This window comes from Marinomonas mediterranea MMB-1 (assembly GCF_000192865.1).
Taxonomy (GTDB): domain Bacteria; phylum Pseudomonadota; class Gammaproteobacteria; order Pseudomonadales; family Marinomonadaceae; genus Marinomonas; species Marinomonas mediterranea.
Genome location: NC_015276.1, coordinates 921,901 through 937,863 on the forward strand (window position 1 = coordinate 921,901; position 15,963 = coordinate 937,863).

A 15,963-nucleotide genomic window follows, 5' to 3' on the forward strand; every position below is an offset into this window, starting at 1 on the left:
AAAAAAACGAAATACTTTCGCGATAATCAAGATAATGATTCGAACCGACGATCTAAAAGTGTTTATTTACTCTGTTGAGGAAGGCAGCTTTTCCGCAGCCGCAAAACGTCTTGGAAGCACACCAGCTCTTGCGAGCAGTGCCATTCAACGTTTGGAAAAAGCGGTAGGGGCTCGTTTGTTCATTCGCTCGACGAGAACCATACGGCTGTCTGAGGACGGCGAGCGTTATTTAGCGCATGCGCGAGCCGCGATAGACGCACTTGAAGCGGGAGAAAGAGAGTTAAACAGCAAGCGAGACGATATTTCTGGCACGTTGCGTATATCCGCTCCCTCAGACCTTGGACGTAACGTACTCTTACCTTGGTTGCAGGATTTTCAAGACACTTACCCTGACTTGTCCATCGATTTACGACTCGGCGATCACATTTCTGACTTATACAAAGACACATCAGATGTGGGGATTCGTTATGGCGTTTTGGGGGATTCCTCTTTGATTGCCTTGCCACTGGTTCCCGATAATCGTCGCATTGTTTGCGCTTCTCCTGTGTATCTTGAGCAATATGGCACGCCTGCAAGTATTGAAGCACTAAGGCAGCATAACTGTTTGCTCTACCAAATTGCTGGCGTCGCCTATGACCACTGGCCATTTGTATTGCCTGACGGTAACAAAACCATCAAAGTGAAAGGAACATTTGCGAGTGATGATGCTGATGTGGTGAAACGCTGGGGAATCGCGGGTAAAGGGGTGCTTTATAAATCTCGACTTGATATTCTAAGTGATATAAAAGCTGGAAGTCTCGTTCAGATCTTTCCAACGGATCACAGTCCACTACTGCCTCTACAGCTTGTCTGTCCTCACCGTACATCCATTACGCCTGCGATAAAAAAGCTAACGGAATTTTTACGAGAAAGGTTTCATCTTTATTTATCTTGATAGCTTCTCTACTGCTTAAAATACTTAATAGGCCTTCTCATTTTCTCTTGTTGCTATTTCTTTCTTCCAACATCTTAAAAATCCATAGTCTGCTGTAGATCGACAGAACAGGAGTGTAAAGGGCTAGATGTAAAGCAGAAGAGCTTATCAGTTGCTCCCCGTTTCGCGACATTGCTCAGCAGATTTAAAATAAGCAAACTTAATGAATTTTAATCTTTAATAGACTCAAAAAAGAGTGGAATGTGAATTGATATACCATTGGCTATACCAGTAGAAAAGCGTATTTTTCTCATTGAACTAATAAGTGAACTGACAACTAATTTATAAATAGTCTAATTAGATCAACGAATTGTAAATATTTTTCATGTAATGTTGATTTGAAGCTTGAGCCTCATCCTCAATTGTCTGATAGAGATCAGGCACAGCTCAGGTTTCTAAGTTTAATGATTAGGAATCAAAAGGAAGAGTTATGAATGTATTAAAAAAAGGCCTTGTGACAACTGCTGTTTTAGCTGGATTATCTTCTGCTGTATTTGCAGACATACCCACTGAGTTAGAGCGATACGTGCTTGCTGAGTACAAAATTGGACAAGAAAATTGGCTGGACCCTTCGCAAGGTGATTTAAGAAAATATCAGTACTTAAATGAAAGTGGGAATGGTATAGAGTGGGTAAAAGACAGACATGGTAACGGTGATAGTGCGATAAAAATGCGATCTGAAGGTTACCTTACAATATACGGCGAATTCCCATTTGGTGCGTATTATCACGACTTAGAAGGTACTGTGGCGTTTTGGTATAAGGCAGGTGAAAAGCTAAAAGAGACTCTTTTGCGAGTTGGTACTGGAAATAACGAGTCCATGCTTCGAGTTTACATCGACATGGACCGATTAATAATGAAGACTATCGATATGGAGGAGAATGAAACGATTATCTTCGATGAAAAAACAGATATGGTTGGTTGGCACCAAATCGCCTTGACCCACTCATTGGTATACAATGAGGAGGATGAGATAGAAGAAGTTGTGTCAGTATATCTTGATGGCCAGTTAAAGAACAAAGTAAACTTCGACTTTTTAAATCTAACGGGTGGTCCGTGGTATATGGGCGATCAGGATAGTCTTAGTGAGGCTTATCCTGATAAAGAAGGCTTTTATTTGGATGATTTGAATCTTTTCTCCAAAGCGTTGAATAACCAAGAAGTTGCTATGCTTTATTCGGGAACTGATGGAGAGTTACCGGATAATTCAACCCCTGCAGGGTTCCTAAGTGGAAAGGCAATTATCAGTGCTGATGCAGGTCTTTCGACTTGGTCTGGGACTAAGTGTGTCGTTTCCGAGTTTTCTTCCCCATTTGATAATGTTCCAGCAGTGTCTGTTACCGCCAACAAGGCTTTAGAAGCTGGTTCAACAACCACAGACGGCAGCCCTGTTGTTGTGTGGAATGACTATGTTACAAAAACTGAGTTTAAGACATGTGCTAAGGATTTGATTACCGATCAACATGCACCTGTTGAAATCCATTGGATGGCTAAGTAATACCTCCTTTGGATAATGCGTTTAGTTCAATAGGGTTATAGAATTAATAACCCTATTGAACCTTAGATTATCAAGATGTTGATAGACCATAATCTTGAATGGGTTTAGCGTTAGATTTTTTTGTGTTTCAGGTGCGCTTTGAACTGAGAATGTTATACCGACCGTATAACGCTGCCTATATTTAAATTCAGGTACAACCGATATAAATTCGTGAGTTAGTTAGGAGAGTGCAGACCTAATCGATTCCCTTCTGTATCTAGAAATAATGCAAAAAAGCCGCTTTCATCCGCATGGGGGGTTTTGGGTAGTAGCACCTTTCCACCATTTGACTCAACTTTAGACAAAACGATTTGTAGGTCTTCCCCCGCATTTAAATACACGGTGACGCCAGAGCTAGATGGTACACAGCCTTCACCCTGAATAATGACGCCGACCGTCGGTTGATTCTCATATGGAAATAATCCCATTTTCATTTCTGGCATCTCCATTGTTTCAATGGTTAGATCAAAAATACGGCTATAGAAGTTGACCGCGCGATCTAAATCAGTGGCTGGGATCTCAAAAATCGGTGCGAAACTAGACATAAATTTTTCCTTATTGTTGCTAATATCTGAACTTAGAGAGTGAGTGCACTGAGCACGCTTCTTAGGCTGACTTCGTATTTAAGATAGGCCAAGGGCATCAGAGTAAATTGTAAAAAAACGACATGTTCGTTTAGCGGTAGAAGCGCAAAGAAAGCGCCATACTTTCTTCATCGAGAAAGTCGCGTGGTGTCACGCCAGTAAATTCTTTAAAGTCTTTTATAAAATGCGACTGATCATAGTAATTGCTTTGGTACGATATATCGGTAAGGCTTTCTTCTTTGTCGATGATTAACTTTAAAGCGGTTTGTAAACGAATAAGTTTACTTAATTGCTTTGGACTCACGCCAACTATGTTCAAAAACTGCCTTTCTAATTGGCGTTTCTTGCTTGGATTTGAATCTGTTATTTCGTGAATGGCCACGTTGCCATTGTGGGAAAAGAGAGTGTCTACGGTTGATTTTACAATATTTTCAATCGTGCGCTGGTTACTAAGCTGTGAAAAAAGAAATGCTTCCAGAATCTCGATGCGCTCTTGTGTACTCTGTGCATTCACAATGCTTCGTTCTAGCTTTTCCGCTTCGTCCTTATCAAATAATTCGTAAATGGAGGTTTCTTTATCTCTTAGATTTTTAATAGGTTGTGAGATGAAATCAGAAAAACCATAGGGAAAGAAGCTAGCGGAAAAGGTATTCACATATCCTGTAGGTTGAATATAGAAAGGCGAAACCGTCTGCCCAAGTACCATAGACCGTGGTTGGATTAAGTAATCGGTCTCTGATGTATATCGCTTAATGTCGTCACCTAATATGAAGGCCAGTTCAATATTGCCGTCGGGAACGATTCTCTGCTTTGTTGGCTGCGCTTGAGAAGGGACTTCGAGTGTCCAAAAGAAATTAACAAAAGAGCTTAACGCTTCGCTAGGTGGAAATGTCTTGTAATCCATAATCTCTCTGAAGTTTTGTAATCAAAGCCGTCTAATGCGTTAATCATACATGAGAGACTGCATACTATACTGCTCAGCAGTCATGCCTGTACCATCCGCAGTCATGGCGCTACTATGTCTGAACACGAAAACGCTAAAAAATAATGATACAAAGTATAGAGTAGGTTTATCAGGTCTTGATAGCCACGACTGAAAATGTGTGCCAGTGCTTCATTACGCCTAACGACGTCTTCGCCTGCTCATCACGTGTATCAAAGCTAATTATTTTGAAGCTTGAAAATAACGCTCTCACTTCTGACTCTGATAACGGCGTTGTTGGTCTTCGATAGTTATTAGCCCAACTGTCTTTTTCACCCATAAAGTCACCCGCAAAAACGCCGCCCTTTACAATCGCTGTGTGCATCTTTTTCCATGACACTGGGAATAGGTCTGGGTGAGCAAAAAACAAACTGGAATTAGCAATCATCACACCAGTGTCTGAGTAATGAAATGACTCAAATGAGGACGGCGTTACGTTCACAGAAGGGATTGAAGCGAAGCGCCTTTTGGAAATAGCCACCGCTTCAGGGTTAATATCGTAGCCATATACCTTGTAACCTTGCCTTTGTAGATACTCAATGTCGCTCCCCGTCCCACAGCCACAGTCCGTCGCAATGTTAAGGTTTGATTCATTGAGCTGAACGGCAAGTTCAGTGCGTTCTCGATGTGGTCGAGATAGGGCTTTTTGGTAATAGCGGCTCCATATTTCCGTGTTTTCATCCATGAATGAAGAGATCCTTTAAGTTGGTTGGTAAATGAGTGCTCTATTCAAAATGCTTAGGTAAATAAAGTCAAAATGATTGCCCACAAACTTGAATATGGTTTTTTCGCCATTGTCACTTCTTGGCAAGCCTCATCTTAAGGTCATTCGACCATGGTCGGTTACTTTGTACATTGCCGATGGGATGACTGACTCTCAACTTATTTAAATCTAGACGTTAAACCTAGCTGTTGAATTGTTAAAAATGATCAAAATACATCGTAATAGCTTGCTGTATTTTGATCATTTCATCAATTCTGCGGTGATGTTTCCAATACGAGTAAAAGTCGATTTAGTTAGGATACCTTAACAATTTTAATAAATATCAATGACTTATATAGTTTCTTTTCCTTTTTTTATTTCAATGATTTCGTTGGGCACAGTACATGCACTGCCCACAGAGTGAAGACAGTACTTTGTACTGCTGAATTAGTGATCTTTCGTAGAATAAAAATAAGGAGAAAAATATGATGTTAGCCAATAAAACCATTGTCATTACGGGCGTTTCCTCAGGTATTGGTGCTGATGTGGCTAAGTTTGCTCGCATGCAAGGAGCAAGGGTCATTGGAATGGATCGTAATCCTGCAAGCTTGTCTCTTGATGGCTTTGTTCAACTGGATCTCGGTGACCCACAAGCCATTGAAACTGCTTTACAGCAACTACCCACCAAAATTGATGCTTTATGTAATATTGCAGGCGTTCCAGGTACCGCAGAGGCAGATTTAGTTGGACGAGTAAATTATTTGGGCTTGCGCCATCTTACTCAATCTCTTTTACCTCGTTTTAACCAAGGTGCCAGTATTGTTAACGTTGCTTCTATTCTAGGAGCAGAGTGGCCAAAACGCATAGAAGAACACAAAGCTCTAGCTCAAACGAATAGCTTTCAAACCGGATCAGACTGGTTGGCAAAACACCCTGTCGAGCAAGAAACTTGTTACCAGTACTTTAAAGAAGCCTTAATTGTATGGACTTCGCAACAAGCGTTTTCTTGGTTAAGGGACTATGGCGTTAGGATGAATTGCGTGGCACCTGGGCCTGTGATGACGCCTATTTTAGGCGACTTTGTTAGTATGTTAGGTGAAGAGCGTGTGCAGGCAGATGCCGATCGCATGCTGCGCCCGGCGTATTCAGACGAAGTGGCGGATGTGATTACGTTTTTGTGTTCCGATCAAGCGCGTTGGATCTGCGGGGCTAACATTCCAATTGATGGCGGTTTAGCCTCCACTTACATTTAATTGACTTGATGCTTGAAGAAGAGGCTATGAATTGGCCTTCTTCTTCAAGCGATAGGTTAACTCTCTTCTTTTGCAAGGATCTCTTCTAATGCACTTTTGAAGACATCGATAGGTTGTCCACCTGAGATCGCATACTTATGGTTGATAATCACCGTTGGGACAGAGCTAATGCCATTTTGTTGCCAAAATTGTTCCTGTTCTCGAACGTCATCTGCATAACGCTGATTTTCTAATACGTCCTTCGCTTCGACTAAATCCAGACCCACACTGGCAGCTAGATTGGCAAGCACTGTTAAGTCACTTACGTCTTGGTTGTCCGTAAAATGGCCTTTAAACAAGGTGGCTTTTAATTCGGCTTGCTTGCCTTGAATCCCCGCCCAATGCAATAAGCGATGCGCATCAAATGAATTTCGCATTCGGCTGTCTGGGGCAAAATTAAAATCAAAATCGACTTCTTTCCCGCGGGCTTGAATCATGGCGCGGTTCTTATCGGATTCGTGCTCGGAAATACCGTATTTTTCTACGATATGTTCGCGAATGTTTTGCCCTTCAGGTGGCATAGTCGGATTCAATTCGAACGGCTGAAACGACAAATTAACGGAGGTATTGTCGTCTAATTGATCGAGGGCCTTGTTTAAATTGCCTAACCCCACAACGCACCAAGGGCACATGATGTCGGATACAAATTGAATGTCTAGTGATGAGCTCATGGTAAGAGACCTAAAAAGTGAACGTTAAAAATATGTTATGGGCAAATTATTCAAATAAAAGCTGAGAGTAGGGTAACGCGGATAAAATGCGCATAATTTGCATGATATATTCGCCAAAATAGGGCAGGAATTTTTTCGCCCTGATACCACCGGAGCACCCCTATATATCTTAGAGAAAATTAGGAGAAAACGAACAGACTGGTATTTGGATACCACAGCGTTATAAGTACCAACAATTACCAAGGTTTAATGAAAAACTCTCTTTGCTTATTCGCCAAAGCTAAAAAGTGCCAAGTGTCGCCGAGTAGCTGGTCGCCATGCTGAGATGTTGATATTTCAAGATGCGTTTGCAACTCGATCAATGCACTGCGCAAAATATCGAGTTTTCGTTCTAGAGAAGACACTCGAATGTCATCTGGATGTTCTTGAGCCTTGATTATCGACTGCTGCAACGTTGCTTTCAGTGGTTCAGGAGTCAGAGCTATACCTCGTTCTAACAATTTTGATAAGGCTTTAATTTCACGAAGGCTGCGATCCGCAGCATTATCGAAATCGCGCGCAGCAATGGTAAGAACGGTATGTAGCCCAAAAGTTGCGAGAGACTCTGGACTGCCTTTTGGCATTTTAGCGAGCTTGTCTGACGTATTTGTCTTGATACTGGCTAATACCACTTCAATACTGGGTCTCATTTTAGTACTCCCATTAATGTCAACATGGCTTTTTCGCTATGGTGAATTGCCATCCATGCACTGATAGCAGGAATGACGCTTGTCTCTTTATCATGGATAAAATGATAACCTCCAGCGGAAAAAAGAGAGGTCGATTTCACCCAAGAAAAAAGCCTCCACCAATCCAATGCTTTAGGATCTACTTTTATGCCACTTGTCGATTCCCACGCCGCAATTGCTTCTTCTTCTGTAATGTGCCCTGCGACCTTACCTTCCCCTGCGGAGGGCTGCCAATCTGGTGACAAGGCCCAAGCAAGGTCTTCGAGCGGATCACCCAAATGTACCATTTCCCAATCAATGACGGCGGTAATTTGCCCATCTGACTGATACATGCAGTTACCATGACGAAAGTCTCCATGGCAGACTACGATTCGCTCTGGAGGGGGAGGTAGTTGGCGTTTTAAACGGCGAATTGCTCCTGCTGTAATCGGCGATGGGCCTAGGTTTTTGTTATTAAGTGATTCAATCCAAGGCGTTAAAGTGTCAAGTGCAACACGGTGTGGTGTCGGCTCAGCCAATAATTGATGGAGATTATGAGAGCGATAATTCAATGTCGTAATTTTTCCCAAAGTTCGAAAATGATTCAGAGCAATCTCCACCCCTGCTTCTTTATAAGGAGAGTTCATAATGTCACTGATTTCCGATACGCCGGACACGGCGTCACTGGCCATAAAAGAGCTGCCAATATACGAAGGGTCATCTTCATTACAAATGGTGTTGGCAACAGGGAACCCAGTTAGACTTTCCAATGCACGAAGTACCGTGTATTCAACCGTGCGATTGCTTTCTAATACCGAAGATTCTGGATCCATCCTTAGTACAATACGACGCACTGACAATGCTTTGCTCTTCTCTTCTCGATACTCTAGTTCAACCATCCAAGTCTCACGAGAAATACCACCAGCCAAAGGTTTAGCGCTCAACACCCGCGCCTCTTTCCAGGCAAGCTTTTCTGAGAAATAACGCGCTACTTTATGTTCAAAGGTTATGGTTGTCATGGCCTAGTCCTCAGTCTGTAGCGAGTATAAAATGCCTTTCGACGCCATGGCGTGAATTGCTGGGTTCTTTGATTCCAATAGTCCGACGCTGGTTTCGCCGTCACACGTCGCACGGACTAAAAGATTTTCAAAACCTTCAATTTGAGTAATGATGGTAGGGTCCATCAGGTTGTAAGTCTCTCCAGAGATCAACTCGCCCACTGGTGTGCCGTGATGAATGTCTCCATCAGGGGTTCCCAAACCGTTACACCCGGTATAACACCCGGCACGTAAATAAGCACATTGATAACCGATGGCTTCATAATGAATGACCTTAATCTCACCATTGGCTAATTTATTCGTTACGACGCCCCCGATTAAATGCTTATTATCTGGATCAAAGCGCAGCTTTGCATCTATTATTTCTGCACTTGAAGAGCCTGTATTTTCTTGATCTCCAATATTGAACATGACTCGATGACCAAATAAAGACCAGTCTTTAAACTCTACCCATTGGCCAAAATGAGAAAAACCAACAGGATTCCCCTTATAGGAGGTAAATGGCAGGTTGTTCTTATGTAACACAAAACCAGCTACGTCATCACGTGTACCCCAATGGTGATCCCGTACACCACGCGTTTTAGCTGGGTCGACTTGATAGGTCTTACCTTGATAGGTAAAGGTCCCTTCAATACGCCCAAAGGTTTCGTAACCCCCCCAATCATGTAACACCTTAAAGTCCACCACTCCAGGCACTTTAAACTCTCCCAGTTTTTGATAAATCGCCCGCTTGGTGTCCCGCCAACGTAAATCAAAAGTGAAGCCTTGATCATTATCATCAAGGGTCAAGCGCCATTCACGAAAAGCGCCAACGAGTTTATAACGAATAGGCCCTGCATTAAGGTCGGCTCGATCCTGACTCATAGGGCGATGAGCCCGTAGAGTGGTTTGCTTGCCATCGATAATAATCATAGCAAAGGCCTCAACGGTACCGATATTCGGATAGGTGCCAAAGCCACTTATGATCATAAAGTCACCCTCTTCATGCAGAGTCGTAAACCAATAGCGATCAAAGGCTCGTGGATCACTGGAAGAATAAGTACGGATAGGGCCGTTGGATTGATGAATGGGGAGTTCATCATAATGACTTAATGGGAAATGCTCGGTTAACTTGCTCATGATGGGATTCTCTTTATTGGTAAAGCTTAAATGGGTAAATCCTGAAACTGATGCAAAAATTAATTTAACGTTCGTAATATATTATTCTACGAGTGTAGAATTTAAGGAGTGAGAATGTCAACCTCAATTCTCTAAGGCGAGCTAAGTAATCGTCATCTTATTTTGACATTAGTAATGAGCAAACTGGCTGCGACTCAAGCGCAGCAAGGTGTTGAAACGGTTTTATCGAAAAGTAATGTGAGGAAAATTTTGTAGCAAAGAGCGGTTAAACTAGTTTTTTTCGGTATTTTTAAAAAACACTCGGTCGAATAATTGCAAAAATTCCTTAATTAATTCTGGATCTCGTGGGTCGCGGCCTAAAGTATGTTGCAGCGCTCCTTCCGAAAAAAGTAAGGTTCTAATCGCTATGACCATCATATTAAAGAGTAGCCTAGGATCCCCAGAGACCACATCGCCATCTGCTTGGGCTTGTATCAAATCATCAATTTGGGATTGATAAAGCTCGGCTAAAGAGCCGATATTCTGCCAATCTACGCGATCATTATTGCCTTGGAAGGCGACTTGCATAATGCGAAATATTTCTGGGTTATCACACACAAATCGAAAGCCTGATTCAAGCTTAATTTTAAGGCTTTGGGCGGCTGTCAGATTGTTTAAACTAAGGCTCTCAATTTGCTGATATTGCTGTTTTAATTTCTCATAGCCTCGAGAAATGACTTCTAACCACAGGTTTTCTTTGGTCTTGAAATAATACGTAATCAGAGTGAAATCGACATTTGCCCGTTTCCCTATGCGTCGAGCGCTGGTTCCTTCAAAACCCAACTCCGCGAACTCAACTAACGCAGCATCTAAAATAGCATTGCGCTTATCCATTGCCTTTGAATCTTGTGCCGAACGTCGTTTTATAGGACTTTTTTTAGTCGAGATAGAATTGTCCATAGATGAATGTTGAGTATTTTTGGTCATTAACGGTTTCTGTCTTGCAAAGTTGAAGAATAGTTGGCTGGCAAGCTTAGTCTAATATGCCTTATGGGTATATACCCGACAAATTAGCGGGTTGATTTTTTGCTTCTCATGCTTCTATTTGACGTTTCATTTTATGGCGGTTTTTACTGGATTGTTTTCAACAGAAATAAACGGCCGATTATCGACTTTGATCTCTCACCATAACATCAACACCGTCATAGTTGAATCAATATACGGCATAAGCACACACCTGAGTAAGAAATTCAACGATGCACGAAGCTTTTGCCGATTACAGCGTCTTCTCCGTGTAGAAAGACATGGGGAGCACATCTTAACTTTTTAGTTTAGACAATTAGGGTCGTTGAGGGTGTTAGATAGACTGACCTGTTGATTTTTTGGACGGCGAAGCTTGTCGCAAATTAAGAAAAGTTATCCACACGCTGAAGCCAGTGGACCTGTTTGCATCTTCCTTAAATGAGATTAGCGAGTCATCAAATTCGTGTTAATAATGTTATGGGTGTTCTGTATTGTCTGACTGTATTTTTGTGGCACATATCTCTTTAAAGTGATGGTGTTGATTAAATAATATTCATATTTTTGCTCTGTCCGTGTAGGGAAGTTGTATTATTTATTTAATACTTTAAATAAAAATAAGTTTATCCAAGTAGCATAGGTAGTATCAGATTCAATAAAAAGAAACTAACTTAAAAAATTAAATTAGTTCTATTAAGTTGGTAGGATCATTAAAAATGGGTAAATAAAAATTCTAAAAACGAAATATAAAAATGAATTTTTAGTATGATATCGTTTTCTTCATATTTATATAGCCCAAAGAGATATGTAGCGGGGTAAGATAAAAAAACGAATGAAAAAAGGTAAAAATGTTAAGTGTAGTCTTTTCATAAATTATTACTCTCTCATTAAAATCGAAGAGCCTGTAATTTAAATTGTGTATCTGCTTATAATTAAGCCAGTCATGGCTAAGGATAAGCAATATGGATAAGAAAGCTTTAGAAGCCTTCGCTCGCGAAGACGCTAAGTCAATTAAGACGTCTTCGGATCTTGATGACTTCAAGAAAATGTTAACCAAGGTGACGGTTGAGACAGCTTTAAATGCTGAACTTGATGATCACCTTGGCTACGAAAAACACTCACCGACCAACGATAGTAACAGTCGAAATGGCTACTCATCTAAACGCCTAATTACTGACGATGGTGAGATCCAGTTAGAAATCCCCCGTGACCGTGACGCGTCCTTTGAACCCAAGATCGTTCGTAAGCATCAAACTCGATTCCAATCGATGGTCGACAAGATCTTAAGCTTGTATGCCAAAGGAATGACTACCCGAGAAATCGTCGCAACCTTCAAAGAAATGTACGATGCTGATATCTTCTTGGAAATTTGGTGATGCTGTTTTTTCGTGGGATTATGATTTAATTGCAGATGGGTCAAAGGCTCGTCGGTTTGGCTTTCACGAGTATGTGGAAACGGAGTCCATGTTTTATGAGATTTTTGATAACTTCCGAAATGAAAAAGTGATTCCATAAAGCTTTAAAAATGATGCTCTTGGAAATACATTAACGTCTCAAAAAAGTAAAAATACTTGTCGGCTTATGGTCTCGAAGGGTTGGCCTGCAAGTATTTTTTGGTCGATTTTTTGCACGCTCTTAGAGTGAATAGTCAAACACAATGATATCTTCTAGCAACGGAGCGAATACTTGTTTCAACGCCTCATGCTCAGTATGCGGTAGGTAGTTCTGGCGTCCAGCTTCGTCAGAAAACGTCATTAAAACGGAATGCGTGTAGTTTTTGTTCTTACCTTCTGGGCTATCATTGATACCCCATTCGACTGACTCGACACCTTCCACTTTCCTAGGCATGGATTCGAACAAGCCTTTAAGCTTGTTAATCTCTGCGTCTGATGATGTTTTTTTAAACTTTATTAGCAATATGTGCCTAATCATCCTTTCTAACCACTTATTTTTTTCTAAATTGATATGTCAATCTTGGACTATGTAAAGGCTTACGTCCTTGTAGACCTTTTAAAGAGGTTTCAGAGGAAGCTTAGCGGGACTGAGTAGAGCCTCTCTAGTCAATAGACAAACTGTCTAAAAGAGACATTACTTGAACACTGGCATCTTCCATTTGTTTAAAATATTTTATCGCTTCAGATTTTTGTCCACTCATAACCAGAGCGAGTGCTTCTTTACCATTTCGATGAACCTCTTTGTGTGGCTCGTCTAATTGTCTAAATGAGCTTGATTTTCCGTATTTTTCAAGGCCTTCATCATGATACCAAAGCCCCAATCGGCACATAGTGTGATCGGCAAAGTCGTCCACATTTTTATCTAAGATGCCTAACGCCGCGGCGTATACTTCACCTTTCCATACGATATGGTCAAGTTTAACGGTTTGTATAAACGTCTTGGTTGAGGCAACTTCGATTGTTTCTTTCATCGAGTTACTAGACGAAATAATATTACTGTAGTCCGAATTTAGCTTCTCAACGCCTTCCGATAGAAGGGTATTACTCTCTTGAATTTCAGTGACCGACTCTACTGTTTCATCTGTTCTACCAATGATAGATGTCACTAACTCAGCGACTTCACTTGCTGATGAATTGGTGTTTGTGGCCAATGAACGCACTTCGTCTGCAACGACACTAAAGCCTCGCCCAGCTTCACCTGCTCTAGCGGCTTCAATAGCGGCATTTAGAGCCAATAGGTTAGTTTGATCAGATATTTTAGAAATCGTTGTGACAAAAGTATTTATATTGCCTGCCATGACCGATAAGCCAGAAATGTTCCCCGTCATGGACTCCATGTTGCTAGTAAGGTCATTCATCCCGGAAACAATGTTTTTCAACGCATTTGAGGAAACATCAAAAAGAGTGTTTAACTCGGAGATCGATTTGTTTTGAGCATCGATTTGCTGAAAAGACTGGAGCACGCTTTGACGAATTCCGTTTACTTGTAAAAGGCAGGTCACAGTTGAATTTAACAACGCTCCCTCGAAGATCTCATCTTCAGATTGAACCGCAGTATTTGAAACTGATGATTCTGCTTCCATCGATTTCATTTCGCTAATTTGTTGCGAGAGTTTTTTATTTTCTTCTTTTATAGCGAAAAATTGTTCAGATAGCGCGTCAAACTTGGAGCGTGATACAAGCATAGTTTTCCTCTTAGTTAGCTAGCAAATTTTATGAGAACATAGTAAAAAATGCGGATCTAAAATTCTAGAAGAAGTGTATAGGAGATTAGTCTAAAGCGTCTAGTTTATAGTTTTATTGTAGGTAGCGAACATTGATTGCTTTTCATATAAGTGACGACATAGATCAAGGTTGAGCTTTCTTAGGATAAAAAGAGGTGAACCTGATATCAGATTCACCTCTAAGGAGGAGTCTGTAATTTAAATTGTGTATCTGCTTATCCTTAGCCATGACTGGCTTAATTATAAGCAGATACACAATTTAAATTACAGGCTCTACTCAGGTTTTACGAGTTGGCATTGCTGATGCGGTGCCTAAGTCTATTGCTTATCGTCTACTCGCGCCCGCTATGTCGCTGGAAGACCCTGTCAGGTTTATCTGCAAAGAGAATAGTCTCTCAAGCTTATTAGGGGAGTTAGCCCTACACAAGCTGGACCTTATTATTGCCGATGGCCCAATTCCAGTTCATTTAGGCGTAAAAGGCTTTAATCACTTATTAGGGGAAAGTGGCGTGTCTTTTATGGCGGCTCCACCGCTTGCGAAAACACTAAAATCGGATTTTCCTAACGGTTTAAAGAACTAGCCATTCTTGATTCCCTGCGATTTATCTTTAGTGCAAACGCAATTACTACAATGGTTTGAAAAACACCATCTCCATCCAAAAATTACGGGTGAATTTGACGATGGCGCCTTGATGAAAGCGTTTGGGGCAAGCCGGTGCAGGCGTTTTTATTGTGCCTACCGCCATTGCTCATGAAGTCGCTAAGCAATATCAGGTAGAGATTATTGGAAACACGAGTGATATTCGCGAGCAGTTTTTTGCCATCTCTACCGAACAGCGTATCTCTAATCCAGCGGTCGTAGCCATTAATGAAACAGCAAGAGACTGGTTAAAGTAGCGTTTGTTAAAATGCGGTTTACTGGGTTTTAACTACATTTAGGTAGTTCGAGAGCTTCTATTTTTACAAGATAGCAAATTTTTGTTTTTACACAAACGAAGACTTCATTAAACTATCTAGCGTTCTAGCGTTCTAGCGTTCTAGCGTTCTAGCGTTCTAGCGTTTGATCTATCATAAGAAGGAAATGAATAGCTTCGATTTAGGCTAGCAGTCTCGCGCACCTTCGGTTTGGTCTGGTTTTAGGGTTTAAACGCGAATATTGCGTCAGACTCGATTCCGCTCCGACGGCGCTGCTTGAGTTTGATTCAAACTGGGTGGAAATTTCCAGCCAATTCTCATGTGAAATACCTACTCTTTGTAAAATCGGTGATAGTGAAAGGTCAATTGAACCACGCTTGTCTTCTCTTATTATTCGTCCCGTTAGATCGACAAGATCGAGGTAGTCTTTGAGTTTGAACGCAATTCCAGAAGGTTGATTCTCTTTTTCGTTACCGATAAAGGGTATGAGCTCCTTTGGTTGTTCCGCTTTCTTAGCTGACTCAACTCGTTTTTTTACGCTAGTAAAGTATGAGCTTTCCGGTGTGTCTGCTATTTTAGCCCTTAAAGGGTTTAAATCTACGTAAGCCATGCAAGCGAGGAGAGCTGATTCATCTAGTAGCGCTTGCGATTTAAAACGGCCTTCCCAGAATCTGCCAGTGCAACTGTCTTCAACATTAGCTTGTCTTGCTATTGGCTCGCTTAGATCTCGCATAAACCAACTAATGTCCATAAGCCTTTTTCGGTAGGTTTCAGCCGTTAGCTCAATTATCTCCAGTACCGCCTTGGATAACTCTTCACCACGTATATATTTTTGAGTAAACAATGTGCCTTTGTGTAACTTGTGCCATCGCTCAATGACTTCACGAGTCGTCCAGCCTTTGGCCTCTTTCTCGTCCACGTGCAAAACCACGTGAATATGATTGCTCATCACAGCATAAGCACACACATCAATCGCAAACACTTGAGCAAGAAACAAAAGACGATTTTCGATCCAACCACGACGGTGCTCGAAGTCTTTGCCTGTTACAGCATCTTTTCCGCAAAGAAAAGCACGACGGACACATCTCGAAATGCAGTGATAGTAGGGAGTATCAGACAAACTGACTTGTTGGCTTCTTGGGCGGGGCATACGGAAATTCCTTTTCCTTAATACGTTTAAGACTGGTTATTTATACAGTCTTATTTTGATGCCGTCAATATGAGTGGGTGTCCTATAGGATTTAG

Annotated in this window: 17 protein-coding genes and 1 pseudogene; 7 read left to right on the top strand and 11 right to left on the bottom strand. The window is 41.4% G+C overall.

Annotated features, from left to right (window positions below; translation table 11 throughout):
- Positions 1-34: 34 nt before the first annotated feature.
- Together MARME_RS04295 and MARME_RS04300 are read left to right on the top strand one after the other, a co-directional pair.
- Positions 35-934 carry a LysR family transcriptional regulator gene (locus tag MARME_RS04295; RefSeq protein WP_013660030.1) on the top strand — a complete coding sequence of 300 codons (900 nt, stop codon included), beginning with the start codon at positions 35-37 and terminating at the stop codon, positions 932-934.
- A 469-nt stretch (positions 935-1,403) separates the two neighbouring features.
- Positions 1,404-2,471 carry a LamG-like jellyroll fold domain-containing protein gene (locus MARME_RS04300; protein WP_013660031.1) on the top strand — a complete coding sequence of 356 codons (1,068 nt, stop codon included), beginning with the start codon at positions 1,404-1,406 and terminating at the stop codon, positions 2,469-2,471.
- Positions 2,472-2,686: 215 nt separating this feature from the next.
- On the opposite strand, the gene MARME_RS04305 is transcribed toward MARME_RS04300, so the two are convergent.
- From MARME_RS04305 to MARME_RS04315, 3 genes are all read right to left on the bottom strand, one after another.
- Positions 2,687-3,055, bottom strand: a complete 369-nt coding sequence (locus MARME_RS04305; RefSeq protein ID WP_013660032.1) for a VOC family protein — start codon at positions 3,053-3,055, stop codon at positions 2,687-2,689.
- 130 nt (positions 3,056-3,185) lie between these two features.
- A complete protein-coding gene (locus MARME_RS04310) occupies positions 3,186-3,998 on the bottom strand; it encodes an AraC family transcriptional regulator (RefSeq protein WP_013660033.1) in 813 nt (270 codons plus the stop codon).
- 169 nt (positions 3,999-4,167) lie between these two features.
- Positions 4,168-4,761: a class I SAM-dependent methyltransferase gene (locus MARME_RS04315; RefSeq protein WP_013660034.1), complete on the bottom strand. Its 594-nt coding sequence runs from the start codon at positions 4,759-4,761 to the stop codon at positions 4,168-4,170.
- Positions 4,762-5,264: 503 nt separating this feature from the next.
- Here MARME_RS04315 and MARME_RS04320 point away from each other — a divergent pair.
- Positions 5,265-6,032, top strand: a complete 768-nt coding sequence (locus MARME_RS04320; protein WP_013660035.1) for a coniferyl-alcohol dehydrogenase — start codon at positions 5,265-5,267, stop codon at positions 6,030-6,032.
- Between the two features lie 56 nt (positions 6,033-6,088).
- Here the strand turns inward: MARME_RS04320 and MARME_RS04325 are convergent, their stop codons facing one another.
- From MARME_RS04325 to MARME_RS21315, 5 genes are all read right to left on the bottom strand, one after another.
- The gene (locus MARME_RS04325) at positions 6,089-6,742 is read right to left on the bottom strand and encodes a DsbA family oxidoreductase (protein WP_013660036.1); all 654 of its coding nucleotides are present in this window, start codon (positions 6,740-6,742) and stop codon (positions 6,089-6,091) included.
- Between the two features lie 236 nt (positions 6,743-6,978).
- Complete coding sequence (locus tag MARME_RS04330; protein WP_013660037.1) at positions 6,979-7,431, bottom strand: hypothetical protein; 453 nt, start codon at positions 7,429-7,431, stop codon at positions 6,979-6,981.
- Positions 7,428-8,468 carry a phosphotransferase family protein gene (locus MARME_RS04335; RefSeq protein WP_013660038.1) on the bottom strand — a complete coding sequence of 347 codons (1,041 nt, stop codon included), beginning with the start codon at positions 8,466-8,468 and terminating at the stop codon, positions 7,428-7,430. The genes MARME_RS04330 and MARME_RS04335 overlap by 4 nt, the downstream gene beginning before the upstream one ends.
- Before the next feature lie 3 nt (positions 8,469-8,471).
- Positions 8,472-9,626 (bottom strand): hypothetical protein, encoded by a 1,155-nt coding sequence (locus MARME_RS21310; protein WP_013660039.1) that lies wholly within the window; start codon positions 9,624-9,626, stop codon positions 8,472-8,474.
- Positions 9,627-9,896: 270 nt separating this feature from the next.
- Positions 9,897-10,592: a TetR/AcrR family transcriptional regulator gene (locus tag MARME_RS21315; RefSeq protein WP_049787748.1), complete on the bottom strand. Its 696-nt coding sequence runs from the start codon at positions 10,590-10,592 to the stop codon at positions 9,897-9,899.
- A 995-nt stretch (positions 10,593-11,587) separates the two neighbouring features.
- On the opposite strand from MARME_RS21315, the pseudogene MARME_RS04350 reads away from it, so the two are divergent.
- Positions 11,588-11,983: pseudogene (locus tag MARME_RS04350) on the top strand (IS256 family transposase); the annotation flags it as partial.
- Entirely contained in the window at positions 11,973-12,140 is a 168-nt protein-coding gene (locus MARME_RS22040) for a hypothetical protein (RefSeq protein WP_223295009.1), read from the top strand. The pseudogene MARME_RS04350 and the gene MARME_RS22040, both read left to right, overlap by 11 nt.
- A gap of 120 nt (positions 12,141-12,260) precedes the next feature.
- Here MARME_RS22040 and MARME_RS04355 read toward each other — a convergent pair whose 3' ends face one another.
- Entirely contained in the window at positions 12,261-12,557 is a 297-nt protein-coding gene (locus tag MARME_RS04355; protein WP_013660041.1) for a Dabb family protein, read from the bottom strand.
- Positions 12,558-12,681: 124 nt separating this feature from the next.
- Positions 12,682-13,764, bottom strand: a complete 1,083-nt coding sequence (locus MARME_RS04360) for a methyl-accepting chemotaxis protein (protein ID WP_013660042.1) — start codon at positions 13,762-13,764, stop codon at positions 12,682-12,684.
- 347 nt (positions 13,765-14,111) lie between these two features.
- Between MARME_RS04360 and MARME_RS22250 the strand changes: the two genes are divergently transcribed.
- Together MARME_RS22250 and MARME_RS22255 are read left to right on the top strand one after the other, a co-directional pair.
- Positions 14,112-14,384, top strand: a complete 273-nt coding sequence (locus tag MARME_RS22250) for a type 2 periplasmic-binding domain-containing protein (protein WP_049787749.1) — start codon at positions 14,112-14,114, stop codon at positions 14,382-14,384.
- Between the two features lie 121 nt (positions 14,385-14,505).
- A complete protein-coding gene (locus MARME_RS22255) occupies positions 14,506-14,700 on the top strand; it encodes a type 2 periplasmic-binding domain-containing protein (protein WP_049787750.1) in 195 nt (64 codons plus the stop codon).
- Positions 14,701-14,899: 199 nt separating this feature from the next.
- Here MARME_RS22255 and MARME_RS04370 read toward each other — a convergent pair whose 3' ends face one another.
- On the bottom strand, positions 14,900-15,868 hold the full coding sequence (locus MARME_RS04370; RefSeq protein ID WP_013660043.1) for a transposase: 969 nt from the start codon (positions 15,866-15,868) through the stop codon (positions 14,900-14,902).
- Between the last annotated feature and the right edge of the window lie 95 nt (positions 15,869-15,963).

What these genes read in the sequence shown, in the direction of transcription:
- MARME_RS04295 (WP_013660030.1), top strand. Translation starts at nt 35, where the DNA reads ATGATTCGAACCGACGATCTAAAAGTGTTTATTTACTCTGTTGAGGAA.
- MARME_RS04300 (WP_013660031.1), top strand. Translation starts at nt 1,404, where the DNA reads ATGAATGTATTAAAAAAAGGCCTTGTGACAACTGCTGTTTTAGCTGGA.
- MARME_RS04305 (WP_013660032.1), bottom strand. Translation starts at nt 3,055, where the DNA reads ATGTCTAGTTTCGCACCGATTTTTGAGATCCCAGCCACTGATTTAGAT.
- MARME_RS04310 (WP_013660033.1), bottom strand. Translation starts at nt 3,998, where the DNA reads ATGGATTACAAGACATTTCCACCTAGCGAAGCGTTAAGCTCTTTTGTT.
- MARME_RS04315 (WP_013660034.1), bottom strand. Translation starts at nt 4,761, where the DNA reads ATGGATGAAAACACGGAAATATGGAGCCGCTATTACCAAAAAGCCCTA.
- MARME_RS04320 (WP_013660035.1), top strand. Translation starts at nt 5,265, where the DNA reads ATGATGTTAGCCAATAAAACCATTGTCATTACGGGCGTTTCCTCAGGT.
- MARME_RS04325 (WP_013660036.1), bottom strand. Translation starts at nt 6,742, where the DNA reads ATGAGCTCATCACTAGACATTCAATTTGTATCCGACATCATGTGCCCT.
- MARME_RS04330 (WP_013660037.1), bottom strand. Translation starts at nt 7,431, where the DNA reads ATGAGACCCAGTATTGAAGTGGTATTAGCCAGTATCAAGACAAATACG.
- MARME_RS04335 (WP_013660038.1), bottom strand. Translation starts at nt 8,468, where the DNA reads ATGACAACCATAACCTTTGAACATAAAGTAGCGCGTTATTTCTCAGAA.
- MARME_RS21310 (WP_013660039.1), bottom strand. Translation starts at nt 9,626, where the DNA reads ATGAGCAAGTTAACCGAGCATTTCCCATTAAGTCATTATGATGAACTC.
- MARME_RS21315 (WP_049787748.1), bottom strand. Translation starts at nt 10,592, where the DNA reads ATGACCAAAAATACTCAACATTCATCTATGGACAATTCTATCTCGACT.
- MARME_RS22040 (WP_223295009.1), top strand. Translation starts at nt 11,973, where the DNA reads ATGCTGATATCTTCTTGGAAATTTGGTGATGCTGTTTTTTCGTGGGAT.
- MARME_RS04355 (WP_013660041.1), bottom strand. Translation starts at nt 12,557, where the DNA reads ATGATTAGGCACATATTGCTAATAAAGTTTAAAAAAACATCATCAGAC.
- MARME_RS04360 (WP_013660042.1), bottom strand. Translation starts at nt 13,764, where the DNA reads ATGCTTGTATCACGCTCCAAGTTTGACGCGCTATCTGAACAATTTTTC.
- MARME_RS04370 (WP_013660043.1), bottom strand. Translation starts at nt 15,868, where the DNA reads ATGCCCCGCCCAAGAAGCCAACAAGTCAGTTTGTCTGATACTCCCTAC.